Raw genomic sequence first — 19,819 nt, 5'->3', positions numbered from 1 at the left:
GTGCCCGGATCGCTCGGAAGTGGACTCGCCCCCGCTTCGAGTTAGCTCATGTCTCTCACGCCAGGGCGGGCTCCCGCCCCCGCCTCGGTTTACGGTCCTGACTCGTCTCGAGTTGCTGACCCTGTCACCGACGAGTCAGGAACCAGTGCAGCCGTCACTTCTCAACGAGATCATAACGACTGAACCGATGGACACACCCATCGCACAGTAGTCGTGCGATACGGTGTGCAGTGGCTACTATCGCTTCGTCCAGCGCTTTGACGAACCGCCCGTTTCTCATCGCTGTCCTCGCGAACGGACCGTGCCACCCGAACGATAGAGAGCGACTCGAGGCACGGGTAGAATACGGAGACGACTGCCCAGTACGCATCGCTTTCGCTCGCTGTCCAGGCCGCAATCGATGGCTCAGTTCTGACGCGTCACTCGTGGCAGTTGTCTGAACGTTGTTTCTAACCGGTTTGTTGTGCATTTACAATGGTGTATGTTCATACCTCGGTATGGAATACCACGACTCTGAGAAAGCAAAGGCGGTTGCAGGGCGTGTCGCGGAGTTCATGGACGATGTCGTCCTCCCTCGAGAACGTGAGGCACTCGCGACCGGCGAACCGATTACCCGGGCCGAACTCGAAAGCCTCTGGGAGCAGGCGAAAGAGCGGGACCTGTTCGCCCCACAGGTGCCCGAGAAGTACGGCGGGCAGGGCCTGGATTTCAGTGATATGCTTCCCTCGTTCGAACAGGTCGGGCGCTCGCTGATCGGCGCCCACGCGATTCGTGCGAACGCCCCACAGGAGGGGAACATGCACACCTTAGAGATGGTCGGGACGGACGAACAGAAAGCGCGGTGGCTGCGCCCACTCGTTCAAGGTGAGATTTCATCGGCCTTTGCGATGACCGAGCCCAAACAGGGTGGCGGTTCGGACCCGAAGATGCTCCAGAGCACCGCGATCAAAGACGGCGACGAGTGGGTCGTCAACGCCCACAAATGGTGGACGACCGACGGCCTCGACGCGGACTTCTATCTCGTGATGGCCCGGACGGATCTGGACGCTCACCCCTACGAAGGAACGTCGATTATCCTCGTCCCCGCCGACGCCGACGGCGTCGAAGTCGTCCGAAATATCCCCCATCTCGGGGGTCACGACATCACCGAACTCGAGGGTGGTCACGCCGAGATGAAGTTCAACAACGTTCGCGTCCCTGTCGAGAACACCGTCGGCGAGGAAGGGCAGGGCTTTCAGGTTGCCCAGATGCGTCTTGGCGGTGGGCGACTCACCCACTGTATGCGCTACTCCGGGATGGCCGAGCGCTCGCTCAATATCGCGAAGGCGTATCTCAGCGAGCGCGAGGCGTTTGGCACGACCTTAGACGAGAAACAGGCACTGCGCCACCGCATCGCCGACGCCGAAACGCAGCTCCACGCCGCCCGAACGATGGTCCGCCACGCCGCGCGCGAACTCGATCGCAGCGACGCCCGCATCGAGGTCGCGATGTCGAAGGTGTTCACCGCGAACGTCACCAACGAAGCGATCGACCTCGCACTCCAGTGTTGTGGCGGCAACGGCATCGGAAAAGACCTCCCGATCGCCCATTTCTACGAGGACGTCCGCTCGTTCCGGATCGTCGACGGTGCCGACGAGGTCCACCGCCGCTCGATCGCCCGCTGGGCGTTCGACGACATCGCCGAGGAAGAGATCGAACACGCCCTCCAGTTCGACGAGGAGTTGCGTATCGACGCCCTCGACGAATAGCGGCGAGACGGCCGCTCGAGTCGCGGTCTAGACGCGTTCGATAATCGTCGCGATACCCTGTCCGAAGCCGATACACATCGTCGAGAGCGCGGTGTCCTGGCCGGTTCGCTCGAGTTCGTGCACCAGCTTTGTCAGCAACGCTGCGCCGGTCGCCCCGAGCGGGTGGCCGTGGGCAATCGCGCCACCGTTGACGTTGACGTCGTCCCACGACGCGCCGGTTTCCTCGAGCCAGGCGGCGACGACCGAGGCGAACGCCTCGTTGACCTCGAAGCAGTCGATGTCGCCGATCGTCATGCCGGCTTTCTCGAGCACCCCTTCGGTCGCCGGAATCGGGCCAGTAAGCATCGTTACGGGGTCGACGCCGACGACTTCTGTCTGGGTGATGCGGGCCATCGGCTCCCAGCCGTGTGCTTTGGCTGCGTCCTCGCTCGTGACCAACAGCGCCGAGGCGCCGTCGACGATCCCCGAGGAGTTGCCTGGATGGTGGACACCGTCACCTTCCTCGCGAAAGGACAGGGGCAGTTTCGAGAGGGTTTCGAGGTCCGTTTCGGGTCGTGGATGTTCGTCCTGCTCGACCGTGACGGTCTCACGGACCGCTTCATTGCCCGTTCGATTCTCCGCGTCGCGTTTGGACTCGCTCTCTCCCTCGAGTTCGGTTTCGACCGGGACGACCTGGTCGTCGTACCGACCAGCCTCCCAGGCCTCGCCCCAGCGGCGCTGGGAGTCGACAGCGAGTTCGTCCAGTTCCTCGCGCGTGAAGCCGTACTCCTCGGCGATCCGTTCGGCTCCTTCACCCTGATGGGTCAGTTCGTCGAAGTGCTCGAAGTAGGTATCCGTGACGGCACCACCGCCGGAGACGCCGTCAGCGCCGTCTGACCCAAGCGGCACGCGAGTCATATGCTCGACGCCGCCGGCGATCAACACGTCGTGTTGGCCTGCCATGACGTTCGCCGCCGCGAAGTTGACTGCCTGCTGGCCGGAGCCACACATCCGATTGAGCTGGACGCCCGGGACGACGTCGCCCCAGCCAGCGATCATCGGCGCGAGGCGACCGATGTTGAGCCCCTGCTCGTCGACCGGCGTGACACAGCCGTAGATGACGTCCTCGATCGTGTCGGGCTCGAACCCGTTGCGCTCGGCGAGTGCCTCGAGCGGCTTCGCTGCCAGATCCTGTGGATGCATGTCCCGGAACGAACCCCCTCGTTTGCCAAACGGAGTCCGCACGGCATCGACGATGACTGCAGTGTTCATGTGTTCTCATAGCACTATTGTGCCACTCGGCATAGACGTTCTGCCCGGACAGGCCGGGGCGTTCTGCCGGCTTCGCTGCCAGTGAGTCGGCGCTTCGAGTGCTGACGACGGTGCCTGCTGGTGATCGTGTTGCGAGCGCGGTGGGTACGCTTATCAGACGTGTTGTCTAATCTCTATGAAAATGGATCGAACACGGGTCGAGAGCGCATCGCAGCCGTGGACGACGACTCGTCCGAACGCCCCACAGACGCGCTCGGCCGATCGAGGTGGTGCCCATGCCGACTAAACCGATGGCCGACCTCGAGACGATGGTCGACGGCTCGCGGGTCACTGTCGAAAACTTTCGGATCGAACGGGGAAAAGTCGAGGAGTTCGCACGGGCGATCACGGATCCAAATCCGGTGTTTCGGGACGGAGCCGTTGCCCGTGAGCGTGGCTACGACCGTCTCCCGGCCCCACTGACGTACGCCCGTGTCAGCGCATTTCCGCGGTATCGGGCCGACGGTGTCGAGGGCCACGGCTTCGACCTCGGGTTCAAACCCGAATACGTCCTCCACGGCGAGCAGGCCTACGAGTACGAACGCCCGCTTCAGGTCGGCGACGTCTTGACGGGGACGACGACGCTCACTGCGGTCTACCAGCGCGACGGCGGCCGCGCCGGAACGATGACGTTCGCTGTCTTCGAGACAGCCTACCGGGACGCCGACGAGCTCGTCCTCACGGAGCGGGCGACCGTGATCGAAACCGAGAATGCGGTGCAGGACACCGCAGAACGCGGCGAAACAGCGGCTGACTCGAACGATGCTGACAGCGAAACGGCGTCACCGACGACCGGGTTCGAATCGGCTGCCGAGGACGGTCCTGCGGTCACGTCTCTCGACGAACTCGCCGTCGGCGATACTGGGCCAACGATCGTCGTCGAAGCCGTCACACGCCAGCAGTTCGTGAAGTACGCGGGCGCGAGCGGCGATTTCAACCCGATCCACTACGACGAGCCCTATGCCCGCGCGGCCGGCAATGAAAGCGTCTTCGGGCAAGGAATGTTCACGGCTGGGATCGCCTCACGGGTCGTCACCGACTGGGTCGGCCTCGAGTCAGTGTCTGCGTTTGGCGTCCGATTTCAGTCCCCGGTCGTTCCCGGCGAGACGATTATTGCGAGCGGCGAACTCGTCGACAGCCACCCCGACGACGGAGTCGGCGAGGTCGCTCTCGAGGCGACGAACCAACACGGTCGGACGTTACTGACGGGGACGGCAACGGCCTCGGTCGACGGCTGATCGGCCGTCACGGGCCTCGAGACGGCTTCCATAGGCACCAGCGCCGCCGACACATCGCACCACTGAGCTGTGCTCCTCGAGCGTGGCGTGTTCGATGGTCGTTCTGGGTCCACGAACACTCGCTGAAGCTGTTCAGTCGCGCACAATGCTTGCACCTTTACTAATACTGTTGTCCGCCTAACGTGTTGATGGGATGAGTGTCATGACTCGACTCCGACTGTTCGCCAGTACCAGTGGGGAGCTGTACGAATGTCGGAACTGCGGCGAGAAGTTCGACTCCGACCGCGAGGAGTGTCCGACCTGTCGATCGAGAGAGATCGCTCACTACGAGTTTTGAGCCGGGTACACGGACGTAGAAAGCGGCTGTCCAGCCGATCGACCACCTGTCGTTCGGTTCGTCCGATACTCTCTGCCGATCACTGTGTCTTCCCGCTCCCATCAGCGCCTGCCTCGAGCCACTAGCCTAAAACTCTCCGATCCCGTCGATTCGGTATGGACGAGCCAGACCCAGCCGTGACGGAGTCGTCACCCCTCGAGCAGGACGGCACTGCTGTCTCACCGAGTGAGATGGAGGCGGCGACGTTCGGAATGGGCTGTTTCTGGGGACCGGACGCCCGGTTCGGTGCGATGGAGGGCGTCGTTCGAACACGCGTCGGCTACGCTGGCGGGACGACCCCGACGCCACGTTATCACGCTCTCGGTGATCACACCGAAGTCGTACACGTCGTGTACGATCCCGAGACCGTCACCTACGACGAGTTGCTCGAGGTGTGTTGGGCGAACCACGACTGGGCGTCGAGAGCACCCAAACGACAGTATCGCGGCGTCGTTCTCGCCCACGACGACCACCAGCACGAGGTGGCCACGCACCAGCGAGCCACACTCGAGGAGCGAACCGGCCAGTCGGTCGAAACCGCGATTGAACCGTTCGATCAACTGTTCCTCGCGGAAGACTATCACCAGAAGTACGAACTTCGCTCGACACCGGTCGTCGGCGACGAACTCGCGGCACAGTACGGCGACGCGTTCGTTGATTCGACAGTCGTAGCCCGACTCAATGGGTTCGTCGCTGGCCACGGAACACCAACCCAGCGAAACGAGGTTTTGGCGAGTTTGGATCTTCCACCGAGGCTGCTCGAGGAACTTCGGCGGCGTTTCTGATACTGGCGAACACGACGTCGCAAAGACCACAGGCGCCGCTCGTCCTTTTTTATATGTCGGCCTCAAACTGTCGGGTATGACTGGCGGCGACCAATACAAATTGTTCGGCGTGTACGTTTCGGGGCCAGTCGCCGACGCACTCGCTGACACACTCTACGACGAAGCGGGCGTCGTCGACCCCGAAACGTACTTCGATGACAGTATGGATTCAGTGCCTGCCGGTGACCCCGGTGGCGAGGTGACAGCTGCACTCGTCGCGGACATCCGCGCGTCGTTTACCGACCTCTACGACCGAGCCGACTTCGAGTCCGCTGCAGCCGTCGCGCCTGATGCGTTCACCCTCGTCCATCTCGCTGCCACCCCGCAGACCGTGACCGAGGTTCGCGAGCGCTTCCGGGCCGCCGCAACTATTCAGGAAACCGACCTGCGGACGGTTCAGACCGCGATTCTCGCCGCCGCGCTCGATGTGGAGACAACTGCATAGCTCTCGAGTCAATCGGCTGCCCACACCGCCGTGAGCTATAGTAGCCACTGACTTTCAGTTATTACTGTACTCGGCAGGATTCCGTCGCTCGATCATCGCGTGTGCGAGCCACGAAATGACGACGTCTCCGTCCTGATTGAGGCCCTCGAGACGGGTGTCGACGTACCCCCGCTTGGGATCGCTCTCGGAGACGCGTTTGTCGACGACTTCTGTCCGAACCGACAGCGTATCGCCCGGCGTGACGGGCTGTTTCCAGCGGAGTTCGTCGACGCCACGGGCACCCATGCCGGCCTGTTCGTTGAGCGCACCGTCGACGAGCAACCGCATGCAGATCGATGCGGTATGCCACCCGGACGCGATGAGTTCACCGAACGCGGAGTCAGTGGCAGCCTCCTCGTCGACGTGAAACGGCTGTGGGTCGTACTGCTCGGCGAACTCGACGAGTTCGTCTTTCGTGACGTGATACTCACCGAACTCGTCAACAGCGCCGATTTCGATGTCTTCGTAGTACTGCATCTGTTACAACTGTGTCGCACGCGAACAAGAGTCTATGGACGGCGAAACCCGACGGCAGCGTGGTGGTATCCGGATTCAGGCTTCCTGTAGATCGTAGATACTCACCCAGTGGTCGGGATACTCCGCCTCGTGGGCACTGGCGTCTCTGTTTGCCGTTGGCCAGTCGGGGCACTCGCGCTCGAGGTCACAGCTATCACAGCGCAGTTGGTATGCCATATCTAGCCCTACGTCGGGATAATCCTTAATCGTTCATCTTGATCGTGAAACCTGTCTCGGTGTACCGCCCACCAGTGCTGGACTCGCTTGTGCTTTGACAGACACAGTTACGGGAGGTTTCTGAGCCGCTGCAGTTGTCGAAGCACTGGCCCGCCGACAGCATCACCGGCTCGAGCAAGGATCACCGTCCGATCGGTTCGTTTGATAACAGTCCGTGGGATCGACCCAACGAGACGGCGATGCAATGCCCCCTGGCGTGTCGCACCGAACACCAGGACGTCATGGTTGGCCACTTCGTCGACGAGCGTCCCGACAATGTCGTCGCTGTCGTGGAGCCGTATCTGCACGTTGACACTCGGCCCCGGGGTCTCCTCGAGCGCTAACTGTGCATCGACGGTCGACTCCTGTGCGACGTCAGTACTGACGTCGGCGCCAGCAACGGAGGCGACGGTCACCGTGGCGTCGTTGCGAGCGGCGATCGCCTTTGCGATGGTGGCTGCCGGACGAACGTGCGGGCCGCCAGCGACCGGCAGCAGGATCGAGTCGACGCCGTTTGCCTCGCTGCCGATCCGTTCGACGTAGAGATCACAGGACGCTCGCTCGAGTAAGCGATCCACGGTCGTCCCGAGCACCGCGTCGGTCCGCCCACGGCGCTCCTGCCAGCCGACCACGAGCGCCCGCGCGTCAGTCCGTTCGATCGCTGTCAGGAGGCCATCGGACACCGAGTTGCCGACCACCAACTCGCCGGTGACCGTCACGTCCTTGGGCGCGACGCTGGTTGCTCGATCCAGCGTCTCCTGTGCGTCGCCCGAGTACTGCTCGATAATCGCGTCGTCAGTGTACACCGAAAACGGCGATTCGTGGGACTTGACCACCACCGAGACGATTTGTACGACACCATCGGTCGCTCGAGCGAGATCACCGGCCGTCCGAGCCAACTGCTCGGCGTGCTCGGGGTTCTCGACTGCAACCAGTACCGGCCGTTCTTCCGATGCCGTCGCCATGATTGGTATTATGTGCCATGGAGATGAATATGCTTGGATAACATTTGAAGACAGTCAAACCCACAAACTGGTGCCGTAGTCAGATACCCACGGCTAACGCGCTGTCTCTGTATGAACGGCGCTTGATCTCGTTTGTTGTACTGTGTTTGAGCTTGTCCGAGTACTATTTCGATTTAGGACACTCCCAGCAGATTCGGGACGGCAAACGGAACTGTACCTCGAGCAGCTAAATATCACTCCTCTCTGTTATCCCATAGTTCGTTACGGGAAGTCTCCGCTGGGTTGGGACAGATTTGAACCACGCCGAGACGTGCTCGCTCACGTCCGTTCGCTGTGCGCGACTCGTCTGGTTCAAACTGCCCAAACGGAACGAATTTGCTGCTCGCGGATTTGCTCGCAGCAAAATTAGTGGGTTGGGGCAGATTTGAACTGCCGACTTCCTCCGTGTGAAGGAGGTATCATAACCGGACTAGATCACCAACCCGCACGAAATGATTCCCGGGCGTTCGACTTAAGACTTCCTTTCATCGGTCGTCGACAGCCCCGTCCGACCCATTACCGAACGCGGCGCTCGAGCGCGCTGCCAACGCTGCGCACGCGTCGTTCGGTGGTCTGTTCGAGCCGCCCGAGACCCGTTCGAACGCCCTCGAGACGATCCGGCTCTGGGGCTGGCTCCCGTCCCAGCCGAACTCGAAGCGCGGTCAGGTGGGGCCGGAGGGTTTCACGGACGCCGAGTGTTGCGTGTTTGCCGGCTCGCTTGGCGTAGTAGAGGCTGTCGTGGAAGTGTTTGTTCATGACTCTCAGACAGTCTGGAGGCGACCAGCGAATATAGCCCTTTCGCAGACGACAGAAAGCGGCTCGGGACGGCTTCGACACGCAGACCGGTGGCTGAACCGTTATCGGTCGGCCTCGAGGACCGCAGACAAAAGACGTGGATAACAGCGGTTCGTCTCAGTACTGTGGCTGTTCTTCGCGCTCGCCGTCGCGTTTGTTCACGACACGAGCGAGGGTGAACAGGCCGTCAGAGAGACGGTTCAAGTACTGGACGGCTTGTTCGTTGATCGGTTCCTCGTTGGCCAACGAGACTGCCCGCCGTTCGGCGCGTCGGCAGACCGTCCGGGCGTGGTGGAGTTTCGCGCCGTGTTCACTGCCAGTCGGCAGAATAAACGAGGTCAGTGGCTCGAGTTCCTCGTCGTACTCGTCGATCCACCCCTCGATGGTGTCGACGTGTTCGGCGCGGACGACGGGGTCGTCTTCGTCGGGGTCGGGGTTGGCGAAATCCGCCAGAACGACGTGGAGCTGGTTCTGGATCGTCCGCAGTCGCTCGTTGATGTCGTCGTGGTCGGTCGGTCGAATCGTGCCGATGAGGGCGTTGAGTTCGTCGACGGTACCGTACGCTTCGATGCGGGCACTCGATTTCGAGACCCGGGTCATATCTCGGAGGTCGGTCTTCCCCTCGTCGCCACGACCTGTGTAGATCGACATACCCAGTTCGACGGACGGAGAGTACTTAACTTCTGTCAGGCGGGTTGTGTGATCGCTGCCTCATCGGTGGTCCGACAACGGATGCCGGAATCAGTATCTTCAACACACACCGTACGCAACACCCGACCATGGCTATGGAACTCGAGCACTACTGTCCGGACTGTGAGACTGAGGCGACGTTCTACCGCGCCGCGAGCACGACGTTGCACCTCGGCGAGAAGGTCAAATGGCACTGTCCAGAGTGTGACTACGGCTTCGTTCAGATCAGCGACAACGGGACGGCCGTCGACTCGAGCGCGTAACGGACTGCGACTGCACCCATTTTCCCGTCGACTCGAGCGAGAGTTACAGAGTCGAGCTCTCGAGTCGACACGCACACTACCGATCCATCGTGGACCGTTCGTAGGCTGGCGAGACTGCACGGATCGTGTTTGCGACGTGTTGGAGCTCCATACCGAGCAAGACGACGACATCGGAAAGCGACACGATGCCGACGAGGTCGCCGTCGTCGACCACGGGGAGTCGACGAACGCCTTTGGTGGACATGAGGTCGACGAGATCGTAGACGCCCGCGTCGGCGGGCACCGTCAGGAAATCCTCGGAGACGATTTCGGCGACTGGCGTCTCTCTTGTGGCCCCGTTCTCAGCGAGGACCTCGAACGCGAGGTCTCGATCGGAGACGAGGCCGAGCGGTTCGTCCGCCGAGACAACGATTACGCTCCCGACCTGCTCGGTTCGCATCGTCTGGACCACGTCTGAAAGCGTCGCGTCCGGTTCGACAGTAACGACAGTCCCACGGGCGATATCGATGACGGCCATACGCACATGTCATCGCTGAGCGACACAAGTGTTCCCCTGGTTCCACGGCTGCGGTACCGCGTTTAACGCTCGACCCGAGCCGCTCTAGTCCGGAGTCTCGTGGGGATAGAGCAACGGCTGAATGGATATGCCCATCGTATAGCCGGTCTCGAGCAGGTGTGCAGTAACGGTCAGTGGCGATGAGAACTGCCCTGCTCACGGTTTGACACCAGCGTCTTCACGCGTCGAATCACGGCGAACGCATAAACAGGTACGACTGCTAGGAAACTACGTATGCAAGGGCGCAGACTGGCAACGACGGACGAAATCATCGCGATCGTCAGTCCCGACAGTGAGGGGCCGCTCGAGACACTCACTGACTGGACCGCCAAGCACGATATCGGCCTCTCGAGCGTCGATGTCGGCGACGATGTCGGGAAGGTGTACAACGAAAACCGTGCCACCCTTGGCGTAACCCTCGGCGGTGACGGGACCTTTCTGGAAGGTGTCAAAACGTTCGCGCCGCGGAATATTCCACAGCTGGGGGTCAACACGGGCACGCTCGCGTTTCTGGCTCGTGTCGAGCCCGAAGACCTCGAGGACGCCCTCGAGGAGGTGTTGTGCGGGCGAGCCGCAGTCGACAGCCGCCAGCAGGTCCACGTCACTGCGCCCGGCGTGGACGCGACGGGAATCAACGATGTCATGATCCAGCAGGTGCCCCCGGAGAACCCCATCGACCGGAAGGTGGCGCGACTCGACGTCTATGTGGACAACGAGTATATCGGTGAGTTCGAGGGAACGGGGCTTGCCGTCTCGACGCCGACTGGCTCGACGGGGATCTCGCTATCGGCGAACGGCCCGGTCCACTACCCGGTGAACAATCACACCCTCCAGATCGTCCCGCTGCATACGCACAATCTCGGCGTCAGACCGATCGTCGTCTCTCCCGAGACGGAACTGCGAATTATCACGAGAGGACAGGCCAGTCTGCTGGTTGACGGCGGCCGCGCCCACACGATCTTGAGCGAGGACGACGAGATGACGATCACAGGAGCTGCAAAACGCGCCCACGTCGTTCGAACGAGCTACGACGACCACTTCTTTACAGCGATCACGAAGAAACTGGGCTGGAATCTCCGGGAGGCAGCGGTGCCACCCGAGAAGAAACTCGAGACAACGTCATCCCCGAAACCGACTGCAGCGGACAGCGAGACGGACACCGTCAAACATGCGCTCACGGTCGCCACGGAAGCCGCCAGAGCTGCCGGCGAGCCGCTACGAGAACTCCACGGGCAGGTCGAATCGGTCGATGTGAAAAGCAACAAATCAGACATCGTCACCGAGGCCGACCACCAGGCCGACCGGATCATCACGACCGCCGTTGGCAACGAGTTTCCAGACCATGCGATCTTCTCCGAAGAGAGCACCCGCCAGACCGGCGAGGATGCGGACTATCTGTGGGTCATCGATCCACTCGACGGCACCGGGAACTTCGCACACGGCAACCCCAACTACTCGATTTCGGTCGCACTGATCGAAGACGACAGGCCGGTGATGGGGGTCGTCTACGTCCCCGAGACCGACGAGTTGTTCACCGCAATCGCGGGCGAGGGTGCCTGGCGTGACGGCGATCCGATCCGGACCACCGACCGGGAGCGACTCGACGAAAGCATGCTCATTTCGGGCTACGACCCCGACGGTATCTTCCTCTCACATTTTTACCAGGAGTCACGCGGCGTCCGACGGCTCGGCTCGGCCGCGCTCAATCTCTGTTATCTCGCCAGCGGCAGCGCTGATGCGATCTGGGAACACGACACACACCCCTGGGATATCGCGGCCGGTCTCATCATCGCCCGTGCCGCCGGCGCAACGATCACCGACGAATCGGGCGCCCCCTTCGAGTTCACCCTCGAGACTGACGAGCGACGGGCGCTGCTCGGTTCGAACGGCTCGCTCCATCCCGCCTTGCTCGAGCATTTAGAAGACGGGCTCACGACGCCAGCGAAGTGACGACCTGAAAAACGGCTCCGAATCACCGTCGAACGATCCAACAGGCTGAAACCAAAGACTCCAAAGACGGATCGAGTCCAGCGACGCGATTACTCGTCCTCGAGCGCGTGCCAGGACAGCCGCGGGTTGCGAGCGGCGCTGGTCTGGTCGATCCGGCGCGCGGTCGTTCGGCCAGGGGCAGCCTCGAGCGCCTCGTCATCTTCGTCGGCGACGGCGTTGAACGCGGCGGCGAGGCGATCCAGCGTGGCCTTACTTTCGACTTCCGTCGGCTCGGTCATCAGCGCCTCGGGGACGATTTCGGGCCACTTGGTCGTCGGTGGGTGGACGCCGTAATCGAGCATGCGTTTGGCAACGTCGGCGGCGTCTTGCTCGCCGGCGCTGGCGACGAACTCGTGGTGGAACGGCTCGTAGGGAACGTCGTACTCGAGTTGACTCGCGAGATAGTTCGCGTTCAGGACGGCTTTCGCGCTGGCGTCAGTGAGTCCGTCGTCGCCCAGTCGCGCGATGTAGGCGAAGGTCTTGACGAGGACGAGCCAGTTGCCCTGGAAACCGTGCACCTTACCGATGGTGTGGTCGGGCTCGAACAGTTCGTAGGTTGGCTCGCTTGCACTCGAGTCGTCCTCGAGTACACGAACGCGGGGTGACGGCAGGAACGGGGCGAGTTCGGAGACGACACCGACTGGGCCGGCGCCGGGGCCGCCGCCACCGTGAGGCGTCGCGAACGTCTTGTGGACGTTGTAGTGCATCACGTCGAAGCCCATATCGCCCGGTCGAGCGCGGCCGAGGAGGGCATTCAGATTCGCGCCGTCGTAGTAGAGCAACCCGCCGACGTCGTGGACCATCTCTGCGATTTCGGTGATGTCGCGTTCGAACAGGCCGAGCGTGTTCGGATTCGTCAGCATCAATGCGGCCGTCTTCTCCGAGAGGGCAGCCTCGAGCGCCTCGAGGTCGACCCGTCCCTCGTCGTCACTCGGCAAGGAGACGACGTCGTAGCCGCCCAGCGCGGCGGTCGCGAAGTTCGTCCCGTGGGCGCTGTCAGGGATGATGACCTCGTCGCGGTGGCCCTCGCCGTTGTGCTCGTGGTAGGCCGCGGCGACGCGGATGCCGACGAACTCGCCGGCTGCACCCGCAGGTGGCTGGAGCGTGACGGCGTCCATCCCGCCGATTCGGCCCAGATAGTCCTGAAGGTGGTACATAAGCTCGAGGCTCCCCTGTGTCGAGCGCTCCGAGCGGTCCGGATGGACGGCCGCACTCGGCAGCGCCGCCACGTCCTCGGTGAACTTGGGGTTGTACTTCATCGTACACGAGCCAAGCGGGTACGGGCCGCTGTCGATCCCGTAAATCATCTGGGAGAGGCGCGTGTAGTGGCGCGCCAGTTCGGGCTCGGAGAGTTCGGGTAACTCGAGGCTGTCACGCGTGAGGTCGTCTGGCAGCGGCGAGTCGTCATCGTCGCCGCCGACCTCGACGCGGGTGAGATCTTTCTCGGCGAGCAGCGGCTCGTACTGGCCGTTCTCGACGTAGCGAGCCTGATCGTAGCGGACCTGTGCGGTCTCGCCGGTCTTCGCGTCTGGGTTGTCGGTCATTGTACCACCTCTCTGAACGCGGCGACGAACTGATCGATCTTCGCGTCCGAGACGCCGGCGACACAGATCTGTATCTGGTGATCGCCGACGACGTGGACCGCAAAGCCACGGTGCTCGAGGTCGTCGGCGATCGGGGCTGCGGGCTGGTCGACGTGGGCGACGAACTCGCGGAAGTGACGCCGGTCGTGGACTGGGGCCGTGACACCGGTCTCCTCGTCGAGTCGCTCCGCAAGATCCTCGGCACGGGTCACGCCACGTTTTGCGAGGTCGACCATCCCGTGTGGCCCAAGCGACGCGGCGTGAATCGCGGTTCGGAGCGCAACCCACGCCTGATTCGTACAGATGTTACTCGTTGCACGTTCTCGGCGAATGTGCTGTTCGCGAGTCTGTAAGGTGAGCGTGTACGCACGTCGGTCGGTCGCGTCCTCGCTGGCCCCGACCAGTCGGCCGGGGACCTGCCGGAGGAAATCCTCGCGCGTCGCGAACAGGCCGAGCCCCATTCCGTAGCTGGTCGGCAGCCCGAGCACACTCGCGTCGCCAACGACGACATCGGCACCGACATCTGCCGGTCGCTGGAGCAACGAGAGTGCGATCGGGTCCGAGCCGAGGACGTACAGCGCGTCGTGGGCCGTCGCGAGTTCGCCGATCGACTCGAGTCCCTCTTCGATCGTTCCGCGAACCGTCGGGTTCTCCGCGTAGAGCATGACGACGTCCTCGTCGACCAGCTCTTCGAGAGCTTCGAGGTCGACGACACCGTCATCGAGGGGGTACTCTTCGACGACGAGATCCGTCCCGGCGACGTAGTTCTCGAGCGTCGAGCGCCGGCCCTCGAGCAGGCGGTCGGGAACGAGCACGCGGTGGCCGCTTGTTTCCCGAACGCGCTCGGCAAGGGTTGCGGCTTCCCCGAGTGCCGTCGCCGCGTCATACATCGAGCAGTTGGCAATCTCGAGACCGGTCAACTCGACTAGCAGCGACTGGTACTCGAAGAGAACCTGCAGAAAGCCCTGCGAGACTTCGGGCTGATACTGCGTGTAGGAGGTCAGAAACTCCGAGCGGTCCGCGAGGTGGTTGACCAGCGACGGAATGTAGTAGCCGTAGTGGCCACGACCCAACAGCTCCGTCAGCGTGTCGTTGCGACCCAGAACCGAGCGTACCAGTCGTCTCGTCTCCTGTTCTGATCGGGAATCGATACCGAACGCATCGTCGAACTCGACGGCTGTCGGAATGTCGAAGAGGTCGTCGACCGTCTCGACGCCGATGGCCTCGAGCATCCGTGAGCGTTCCTCGGTAGTGTGGGGAGCGTATGGACTCCCGGTGGCGTCAGATCCGTGCATAGTAGTACTGGCCCCGACCGACCGAACCAGACGAGAGACGTCTGTGCCGCCTGCTCGAGTCGAGTCGAGGCATGATACGTGTGCGTAGTGGTCATAGGGTAATGAACGCACCCCTTCGGCGGCGGTCGTATCGAGCCGTTGACCGACACACAGTGGCTACGACCGAGTGTCGGTGTCGGAATCGGAATCGGGTTCGGTCTCAGCATCTGTCTCCGCGTTCGGCTCGGACACCGCTTTTTCAGCTGTCTCCTCCTCGGTCGTGTCGGGGGATGGCGCTTGCCCGTCGTCAGCCGCTGTGTCTGTCTCTCGATCTGGTGCTTCTTGAACACCGGTTTCTGTGTCAGTGTCGACAGCAGCGTCGTCGGCCGAACTGTCCGCCGCTAAGACAGAGTCTTTTTTTGCTTGTTCTCGAGCGACCACGTCGAGGGTGACTTTCGCGCCGCCGAGGACGACGGGGCCGATGAACAGCCCGACTGCGCCGAAGACGATGAGACCACCGAAGATTCCGACAACGATGATTGCGGAGTTGAACGCACTGGTTCGGCCGATCAGCGCGGGCCGCAGATAGGTGTCGGAGGCACTGACCAACGAGCCGTAGACGACGAGCGCCGCCGCGGGGATGAACTCACCGACGGCGAGCAGGTAGACCGTAACCGGGAGCCAGATTCCGAACGCACCGATCAGTGGGAGCAACGCGAAGACGAACGTCCCAACGGTGAGCAAGACAACGGCGGGGACGCCAAGCACAGCCAGCCCGACGCCAAGCAACACCGCCTGAATGGCTGCGACACCGACGTTGCCGATCACGGAGGCCCACATAAGCTGGTCCAGTTCCGCGAGCAGCTCTCGTTGGATCTCGTCGTCGATCGGGACGACCGTCTGGATCCATGCGACGAGCCGGTTGCCGTCTCGCAACAGCGCAAAGAGCACGAACAGCGTCACCGTAATCCCGATAAGAATGCCCGGAAGCCCACTGACGAACTCGATTCCACTGGTCGCAAGCCCCTGTAACCCGGCTGCGATCGGCTCCTGATAGACGCCATACATCTCTACCAGATCGACGTCGACACCCGTTTCCTCGAGTTGCGCCTCGATGTCGTCGATATCTAATCTCCCATCCTGGACCGCGCCGACGAGTTCGAGGGCCTGCCGGAGCGCGATTGCGAGCACGTACGCAACCGGTAGGAGGATCGTAAGGATGGCGACGACGACGAGTGTGAGCGCAGCAGTCATCGGTCTGACGACGCGCTCGAGGCGCCGCTGTGCCGGTTCCAGAATGTACGCGAGGACGACTCCGAGGAGGACGTACTGGAGATAGGGCAAGATGATGACGGCGGCGAGTGCGACGCTGACCAGCGCAAGGACGGTCAACGCCCGCCCCTCGGAAAGCCACCCCGACGCATCGGACCGGTCGGACATATCCGACACTATGGCTGTGCTAACGCATTAGTCCACTGACTGGTTGCAGTTCATCAACCCGGCTGAAGGCTGTGTTGCCCATGAGGTGGATGCTCCACGTCATACGGATGCTGGCAGTCAGTGCCGGTGGTTCGCGATTGGACCGGGATAGCGGGACAGCAGATCTCTCAGTCGTCGAGCAACGGCCGCGAGGAGTTCGTGACGACCAGTAGGCTGCTCGCCCCCATCGCGAGGGCCGCGAACAACGGATTGAGCAGTCCCGTCACGGCGAGTGGGATCGCAATCGCGTTGTAACAGAACGCCCAGCCGATGTTGCCTTTGACGCGTCGATCAGTGGCTCGAGCGAGTTCGAAAACGGTGTCGACCGAGCCCAGGTTGTCGTCAACGAGGGCGACGTCGGCTGCGTCGGCGGCCATCGCGGTGCCACCGCCGAGTGCGATTCCCAGGTCGGCGGCCGCGAGCGCTGGCGCGTCGTTGGTCCCGTCGCCGATCATGACTGTCTGGCCGCGTTCTTTGAGTCGCTCGACAGTCTCGGCTTTCCCCTCCGGTGGCACACCCGCAAACACCTGATCGACGGATGGGTGCTCACGGAAGCGACTCGCAGCTTTCGCGTCGTCACCAGTGAGGATGACGACGTCGGTGTCGGTCTCCGAAATCGCTGTCAGCGTCTCGGCCCACTCTCCGCGGAGTTCGTCACCGACGACGATGACGCCCTCGGCAGTCCCGTTCCGGCCCACGGCGACCGGGACCTGCCCCGTCTGTCGACCGTCGTCGATCCGTGTGGCAATCTCGTCGGGCACTGTCCAGCCACGGTCGGTGAAGAGGTCCGGATGGCCGACGATGAGTTCTTCGCCGTCGACAACACCGCTGACGCCGTTTCGGTGGGACTCAAACGCCGTCACACGGTCGTTCTCTGTGGCCGACTCCGTCGCTGTCTCCTCGAGCGAGCCCCCGTCGGTGACCGGTCGATCGGCGGCGATCGCCTGCCCGACTGGATGGGCGGACTGGGCCTCGAGCAGCGCCGCCTGCGCCTTGAGGTCGTCCTCACAGTCGGTCTCGACGACGGTCATCTCGCCGGTCGTCAGCGTCCCCGTCTTGTCGAAGACGACGGTGTCCGCGGTGCGGATGCGCTCGAAGACGCTGTCGTCGAAGACGACGATCGAGCGCTCCAAGGCATCTCGAACGCCAGCTGCGACCGCAAGCGGCGTCGCCAGCCCGAGTGCACACGGACAGGAGACGATCAACACCGTCAGACCGATGAGCAACGCAGCGGCCACCCCGTAGCCAACGGCAAGATACAGCGTTGTGACAACGATCGACAGCACGAGCACAAGCGGGACGAAAATCGTCGCCAGCTTGTCCGCGAGTTTCTGGATGCCGTGGGTGCCACTCTGAAGGTCCCAGACGAGTTCGGTGATGCGATCGAGACTGCTGGTTGCGTTCTCCCCGACGCGGACGGTGACTGCACCGTCGGCGACCATTGAGCCACCGACGACGGCGTCACCGGGGGTCTTCCCGACCGGCAGTGACTCGCCCGTAATAACTGCCTCGTCGACCGCGGCCTCGCCATCGACGACGTCGCCGTCGACAGGGATCCGCTCACCGGCCCGAACCAGCACGCGATCGTCCGCCTCGAGGTCGGCAACAGCGACATCGTCGTGGCTCCCGTCGTCGCGCACCTGGCGGGCTTCGTCGACCTGAATCGAGGTAAGATCCGAGAGACGCTCGGTCGCTTGCTGTTTGATCGTCGTCTCGTAATAGTTCCCGACGGAGACGATGACGATGATGGCGACGGTGACATCGTAGTAGATGTGGGGGCCGCTGACGATGACCGAGAGCGTACTGTAGAGATACGCGCTGACGGCCGCGATCGCAACGAGCAGATCCATGTTCGGCGATCTGGTCCGGGCACTGACGTACGCTCCCTGCAAGATCGGCTTTCCTGTGACGGCCAACACGATCGTCGTGAGGGCGGCGATAACGAGATAGAACGGCGTCGCAAGCGAGCTCGCAAGCGTCGCCTCGAGGAACTCCGTCGTCCGATCGTCGTAGAACAGCCCGCCGAAGTAGATCGGGTAGATAAGCACGATATACTGCAACATCACCATCATGCCCATGAGCGCACCGACGACGACCCGCCCCATCGCCCAGTTGTCCGCTTTTCGGCGGCTGAACGCGTCTTCGCGGTCGTAGGCGCTGTATCCGAGGCCGCTGATCGCGTCCTGTAGCGCTTCCTGTGAGACCGTCTCCGGATCGTGGTCGATTCGCACTGTGTCGGTGACGTAACTCGCACTCGCGTCGCTGACACCGTCTGTATCGCGCGACACCGACTCGATAAACGCCTCACAGGTCGCACAGTGCATCCCGTCAACCTCGAGAAACGTCGCCTCGTGGTCAGCAGGCACCTCTCGTGTGTGGCGCTGGTCCTCGGCAGTCGCTCGAGCACGACGAACATCGTCGGCGTCGACGTCGACCTCGAGGTCGCCGAGTGTCTGATAGACATCTCGACAGCCCACACAGCAGAAGTCGTTCCCGTCGTCTGTCACGCCGCTGCCCTCGACAGGGAGATCACACAGCGTGCAGCCAGTCTCGTTTGGGTGGTCGTTCGTCATCGTTATTTGGGAGTGTGTGCCGCGTCAGTGATGGTCGTGTGCGCCCGGCGTGTCGAGTCCTTCGTAGAACGGGAGCTCCGGATGTGGGACGTGGAACCCGAGGCTCATCAGTCCATGGGCAAACAGGATGTAGCCAAGCACGACGAACGCGACGCCGAGCAGCCGGTGAACGCGCCGTCGGTGGACGATATCGACGGAGTCGATGAACGTCCCGTACGCGAAGACGGCCGGAATCGTCCCGATTCCGAGTGCAGCCAGTGCGAGTGCACCACCCGTCGGCGAGCCGGTCGCAAACGCGTACAGAAACGCCGGATAGAGGATTGGACAGGGCAAGAGGCCGTGTAACGCGCCCAGCCCAACGATTCCGGGACCGTTCGCCAGCCGGTGAACCCGTGCCGTCAGCCAGCCGACGACCCGCTCGAGGCCGGGAACGTTGACACCACCAGTCGTTCGTCCGAGCAAGTAGTAGACGCCAGTGGCGATAACGAAGCCGCCGATAACGAGCCCAACACCGCCTCGGGCGACGTCGACGATCGGCGAGAGTTCAGCCGTCGTGATGAGCAACAGGCTTCCGAGGGTGCCAAACGCCGCACCCAACAGCGTGTAACTCGCTGTCCGACCGATATTGAACAGCGCATGCTGGCGCACTTCGTAGGTCGTGAGATGGCCCCGCTGGCTGCTGTTACCGCTGTCCATCTGTCCTGCATAGACAGTCACGAGTGGCCCACACATCCCGATACAGTGGGCACCGGCCAACAGACCGATTACGAGAAACAACAGCACATCGACGCCGAGGAGTGTGAGTGGATCCATACGTAGTCGTGTATCGAACGCGTGTCGTTGTTCAAACTAGTAACTCGAGGAGGTAATCGGTTTCGCCTCGGCACGATAGCAGCATCCGCGTCAAAAAGAGCCGGATCT

18 protein-coding genes and 1 tRNA gene are annotated in these 19,819 nt (G+C 62.5%); 6 read left to right on the top strand and 13 right to left on the bottom strand.

Annotation, left to right across the window (positions count from 1 at the left end; all coding sequences use genetic code 11):
• Positions 1-497 precede the first annotated feature (497 nt).
• A complete protein-coding gene (locus ACERJA_RS01165) occupies positions 498-1,748 on the top strand; it encodes an acyl-CoA dehydrogenase family protein (protein ID WP_373606509.1) in 1,251 nt (416 codons plus the stop codon).
• Positions 1,749-1,775: 27 nt separating this feature from the next.
• Here the strand turns inward: ACERJA_RS01165 and ACERJA_RS01160 are convergent, their stop codons facing one another.
• On the bottom strand, positions 1,776-2,999 hold the full coding sequence (locus ACERJA_RS01160) for an acetyl-CoA C-acyltransferase (protein WP_373606508.1): 1,224 nt from the start codon (positions 2,997-2,999) through the stop codon (positions 1,776-1,778).
• Positions 3,000-3,289: 290 nt separating this feature from the next.
• On the opposite strand from ACERJA_RS01160, the gene ACERJA_RS01155 reads away from it, so the two are divergent.
• From ACERJA_RS01155 to ACERJA_RS01145, 3 genes are all read left to right on the top strand, one after another.
• Entirely contained in the window at positions 3,290-4,276 is a 987-nt protein-coding gene (locus ACERJA_RS01155) for a MaoC family dehydratase N-terminal domain-containing protein (RefSeq protein WP_373607433.1), read from the top strand.
• A gap of 492 nt (positions 4,277-4,768) precedes the next feature.
• Entirely contained in the window at positions 4,769-5,437 is a 669-nt protein-coding gene (gene msrA, locus ACERJA_RS01150; RefSeq protein ID WP_373606507.1) for a peptide-methionine (S)-S-oxide reductase MsrA, read from the top strand.
• Positions 5,438-5,513: 76 nt separating this feature from the next.
• Positions 5,514-5,921, top strand: a complete 408-nt coding sequence (locus ACERJA_RS01145) for a hypothetical protein (protein ID WP_373606506.1) — start codon at positions 5,514-5,516, stop codon at positions 5,919-5,921.
• Positions 5,922-5,975: 54 nt separating this feature from the next.
• On the opposite strand, the gene ACERJA_RS01140 is transcribed toward ACERJA_RS01145, so the two are convergent.
• The 6 genes from ACERJA_RS01140 to ACERJA_RS01115 all read right to left on the bottom strand — a co-directional run bounded on the left by ACERJA_RS01140 (position 5,976) and on the right by ACERJA_RS01115 (position 9,142).
• Positions 5,976-6,437: a MaoC family dehydratase gene (locus tag ACERJA_RS01140; protein WP_373606505.1), complete on the bottom strand. Its 462-nt coding sequence runs from the start codon at positions 6,435-6,437 to the stop codon at positions 5,976-5,978.
• A 75-nt stretch (positions 6,438-6,512) separates the two neighbouring features.
• Positions 6,513-6,653 carry a hypothetical protein gene (locus tag ACERJA_RS01135; protein ID WP_373606504.1) on the bottom strand — a complete coding sequence of 47 codons (141 nt, stop codon included), beginning with the start codon at positions 6,651-6,653 and terminating at the stop codon, positions 6,513-6,515.
• A gap of 107 nt (positions 6,654-6,760) precedes the next feature.
• The gene (locus tag ACERJA_RS01130; protein WP_373606503.1) at positions 6,761-7,657 is read right to left on the bottom strand and encodes a universal stress protein; all 897 of its coding nucleotides are present in this window, start codon (positions 7,655-7,657) and stop codon (positions 6,761-6,763) included.
• Between the two features lie 409 nt (positions 7,658-8,066).
• Positions 8,067-8,141: transfer RNA gene (locus ACERJA_RS01125), tRNA-Val, on the bottom strand.
• A 71-nt stretch (positions 8,142-8,212) separates the two neighbouring features.
• The gene (locus ACERJA_RS01120; protein ID WP_373606502.1) at positions 8,213-8,452 is read right to left on the bottom strand and encodes a hypothetical protein; all 240 of its coding nucleotides are present in this window, start codon (positions 8,450-8,452) and stop codon (positions 8,213-8,215) included.
• Between the two features lie 156 nt (positions 8,453-8,608).
• Positions 8,609-9,142, bottom strand: a complete 534-nt coding sequence (locus ACERJA_RS01115) for a cob(I)yrinic acid a,c-diamide adenosyltransferase (protein WP_373606501.1) — start codon at positions 9,140-9,142, stop codon at positions 8,609-8,611.
• A gap of 128 nt (positions 9,143-9,270) precedes the next feature.
• Here ACERJA_RS01115 and ACERJA_RS01110 point away from each other — a divergent pair, with 128 nt between their 5' ends.
• The gene (locus ACERJA_RS01110) at positions 9,271-9,444 is read left to right on the top strand and encodes a hypothetical protein (protein WP_169331124.1); all 174 of its coding nucleotides are present in this window, start codon (positions 9,271-9,273) and stop codon (positions 9,442-9,444) included.
• A gap of 76 nt (positions 9,445-9,520) precedes the next feature.
• On the opposite strand, the gene ACERJA_RS01105 is transcribed toward ACERJA_RS01110, so the two are convergent.
• Complete coding sequence (locus ACERJA_RS01105) at positions 9,521-9,961, bottom strand: cyclic nucleotide-binding/CBS domain-containing protein (protein WP_006067819.1); 441 nt, start codon at positions 9,959-9,961, stop codon at positions 9,521-9,523.
• 273 nt (positions 9,962-10,234) lie between these two features.
• On the opposite strand from ACERJA_RS01105, the gene ACERJA_RS01100 reads away from it, so the two are divergent.
• Complete coding sequence (locus ACERJA_RS01100; RefSeq protein WP_373606500.1) at positions 10,235-11,950, top strand: inositol monophosphatase family protein; 1,716 nt, start codon at positions 10,235-10,237, stop codon at positions 11,948-11,950.
• A gap of 89 nt (positions 11,951-12,039) precedes the next feature.
• Here ACERJA_RS01100 and gcvPB read toward each other — a convergent pair whose 3' ends face one another.
• The 5 genes from gcvPB to ACERJA_RS01075 all read right to left on the bottom strand — a co-directional run bounded on the left by gcvPB (position 12,040) and on the right by ACERJA_RS01075 (position 19,711).
• Positions 12,040-13,533: an aminomethyl-transferring glycine dehydrogenase subunit GcvPB gene (gene gcvPB, locus ACERJA_RS01095; RefSeq protein WP_373606499.1), complete on the bottom strand. Its 1,494-nt coding sequence runs from the start codon at positions 13,531-13,533 to the stop codon at positions 12,040-12,042.
• Positions 13,530-14,867: an aminomethyl-transferring glycine dehydrogenase subunit GcvPA gene (gcvPA, locus tag ACERJA_RS01090; protein WP_373606498.1), complete on the bottom strand. Its 1,338-nt coding sequence runs from the start codon at positions 14,865-14,867 to the stop codon at positions 13,530-13,532. Before gcvPA ends, gcvPB begins: the two co-directional genes overlap by 4 nt.
• A gap of 156 nt (positions 14,868-15,023) precedes the next feature.
• Positions 15,024-16,286 (bottom strand): AI-2E family transporter, encoded by a 1,263-nt coding sequence (locus ACERJA_RS01085; RefSeq protein ID WP_373606497.1) that lies wholly within the window; start codon positions 16,284-16,286, stop codon positions 15,024-15,026.
• A 167-nt stretch (positions 16,287-16,453) separates the two neighbouring features.
• Positions 16,454-18,898 (bottom strand): heavy metal translocating P-type ATPase, encoded by a 2,445-nt coding sequence (locus tag ACERJA_RS01080; protein WP_373606496.1) that lies wholly within the window; start codon positions 18,896-18,898, stop codon positions 16,454-16,456.
• Positions 18,899-18,922: 24 nt separating this feature from the next.
• Positions 18,923-19,711, bottom strand: a complete 789-nt coding sequence (locus tag ACERJA_RS01075; protein ID WP_373606495.1) for a sulfite exporter TauE/SafE family protein — start codon at positions 19,709-19,711, stop codon at positions 18,923-18,925.
• Between the last annotated feature and the right edge of the window lie 108 nt (positions 19,712-19,819).

The sequence above is a fragment of the Natronorubrum sp. A-ect3 genome, from assembly GCF_041821125.1.
Taxonomy (GTDB): domain Archaea; phylum Halobacteriota; class Halobacteria; order Halobacteriales; family Natrialbaceae; genus Natronorubrum; species Natronorubrum bangense.
Note: the sequence above shows the minus strand (reverse complement) of the source record. Positions and strands in the feature narration are given on the sequence as shown.

Excerpts from the sequence above, each read along its gene's own strand:
- ACERJA_RS01100 (WP_373606500.1), top strand. The coding sequence starts at position 10,235 with ATGCAAGGGCGCAGACTGGCAACGACGGACGAAATCATCGCGATCGTC.
- ACERJA_RS01110 (WP_169331124.1), top strand. The coding sequence starts at position 9,271 with ATGGCTATGGAACTCGAGCACTACTGTCCGGACTGTGAGACTGAGGCG.
- ACERJA_RS01155 (WP_373607433.1), top strand. The coding sequence starts at position 3,290 with ATGGCCGACCTCGAGACGATGGTCGACGGCTCGCGGGTCACTGTCGAA.
- ACERJA_RS01105 (WP_006067819.1), bottom strand. The coding sequence starts at position 9,961 with ATGGCCGTCATCGATATCGCCCGTGGGACTGTCGTTACTGTCGAACCG.
- ACERJA_RS01115 (WP_373606501.1), bottom strand. The coding sequence starts at position 9,142 with ATGTCGATCTACACAGGTCGTGGCGACGAGGGGAAGACCGACCTCCGA.
- ACERJA_RS01075 (WP_373606495.1), bottom strand. The coding sequence starts at position 19,711 with ATGGATCCACTCACACTCCTCGGCGTCGATGTGCTGTTGTTTCTCGTA.
- msrA (WP_373606507.1), top strand. The coding sequence starts at position 4,769 with ATGGACGAGCCAGACCCAGCCGTGACGGAGTCGTCACCCCTCGAGCAG.
- ACERJA_RS01085 (WP_373606497.1), bottom strand. The coding sequence starts at position 16,286 with ATGTCCGACCGGTCCGATGCGTCGGGGTGGCTTTCCGAGGGGCGGGCG.
- gcvPA (WP_373606498.1), bottom strand. The coding sequence starts at position 14,867 with ATGCACGGATCTGACGCCACCGGGAGTCCATACGCTCCCCACACTACC.
- ACERJA_RS01080 (WP_373606496.1), bottom strand. The coding sequence starts at position 18,898 with ATGACGAACGACCACCCAAACGAGACTGGCTGCACGCTGTGTGATCTC.
- ACERJA_RS01135 (WP_373606504.1), bottom strand. The coding sequence starts at position 6,653 with ATGGCATACCAACTGCGCTGTGATAGCTGTGACCTCGAGCGCGAGTGC.
- ACERJA_RS01120 (WP_373606502.1), bottom strand. The coding sequence starts at position 8,452 with ATGAACAAACACTTCCACGACAGCCTCTACTACGCCAAGCGAGCCGGC.
- ACERJA_RS01165 (WP_373606509.1), top strand. The coding sequence starts at position 498 with ATGGAATACCACGACTCTGAGAAAGCAAAGGCGGTTGCAGGGCGTGTC.
- ACERJA_RS01130 (WP_373606503.1), bottom strand. The coding sequence starts at position 7,657 with ATGGCGACGGCATCGGAAGAACGGCCGGTACTGGTTGCAGTCGAGAAC.
- gcvPB (WP_373606499.1), bottom strand. The coding sequence starts at position 13,533 with ATGACCGACAACCCAGACGCGAAGACCGGCGAGACCGCACAGGTCCGC.
- ACERJA_RS01145 (WP_373606506.1), top strand. The coding sequence starts at position 5,514 with ATGACTGGCGGCGACCAATACAAATTGTTCGGCGTGTACGTTTCGGGG.
- ACERJA_RS01160 (WP_373606508.1), bottom strand. The coding sequence starts at position 2,999 with ATGAACACTGCAGTCATCGTCGATGCCGTGCGGACTCCGTTTGGCAAA.
- ACERJA_RS01140 (WP_373606505.1), bottom strand. The coding sequence starts at position 6,437 with ATGCAGTACTACGAAGACATCGAAATCGGCGCTGTTGACGAGTTCGGT.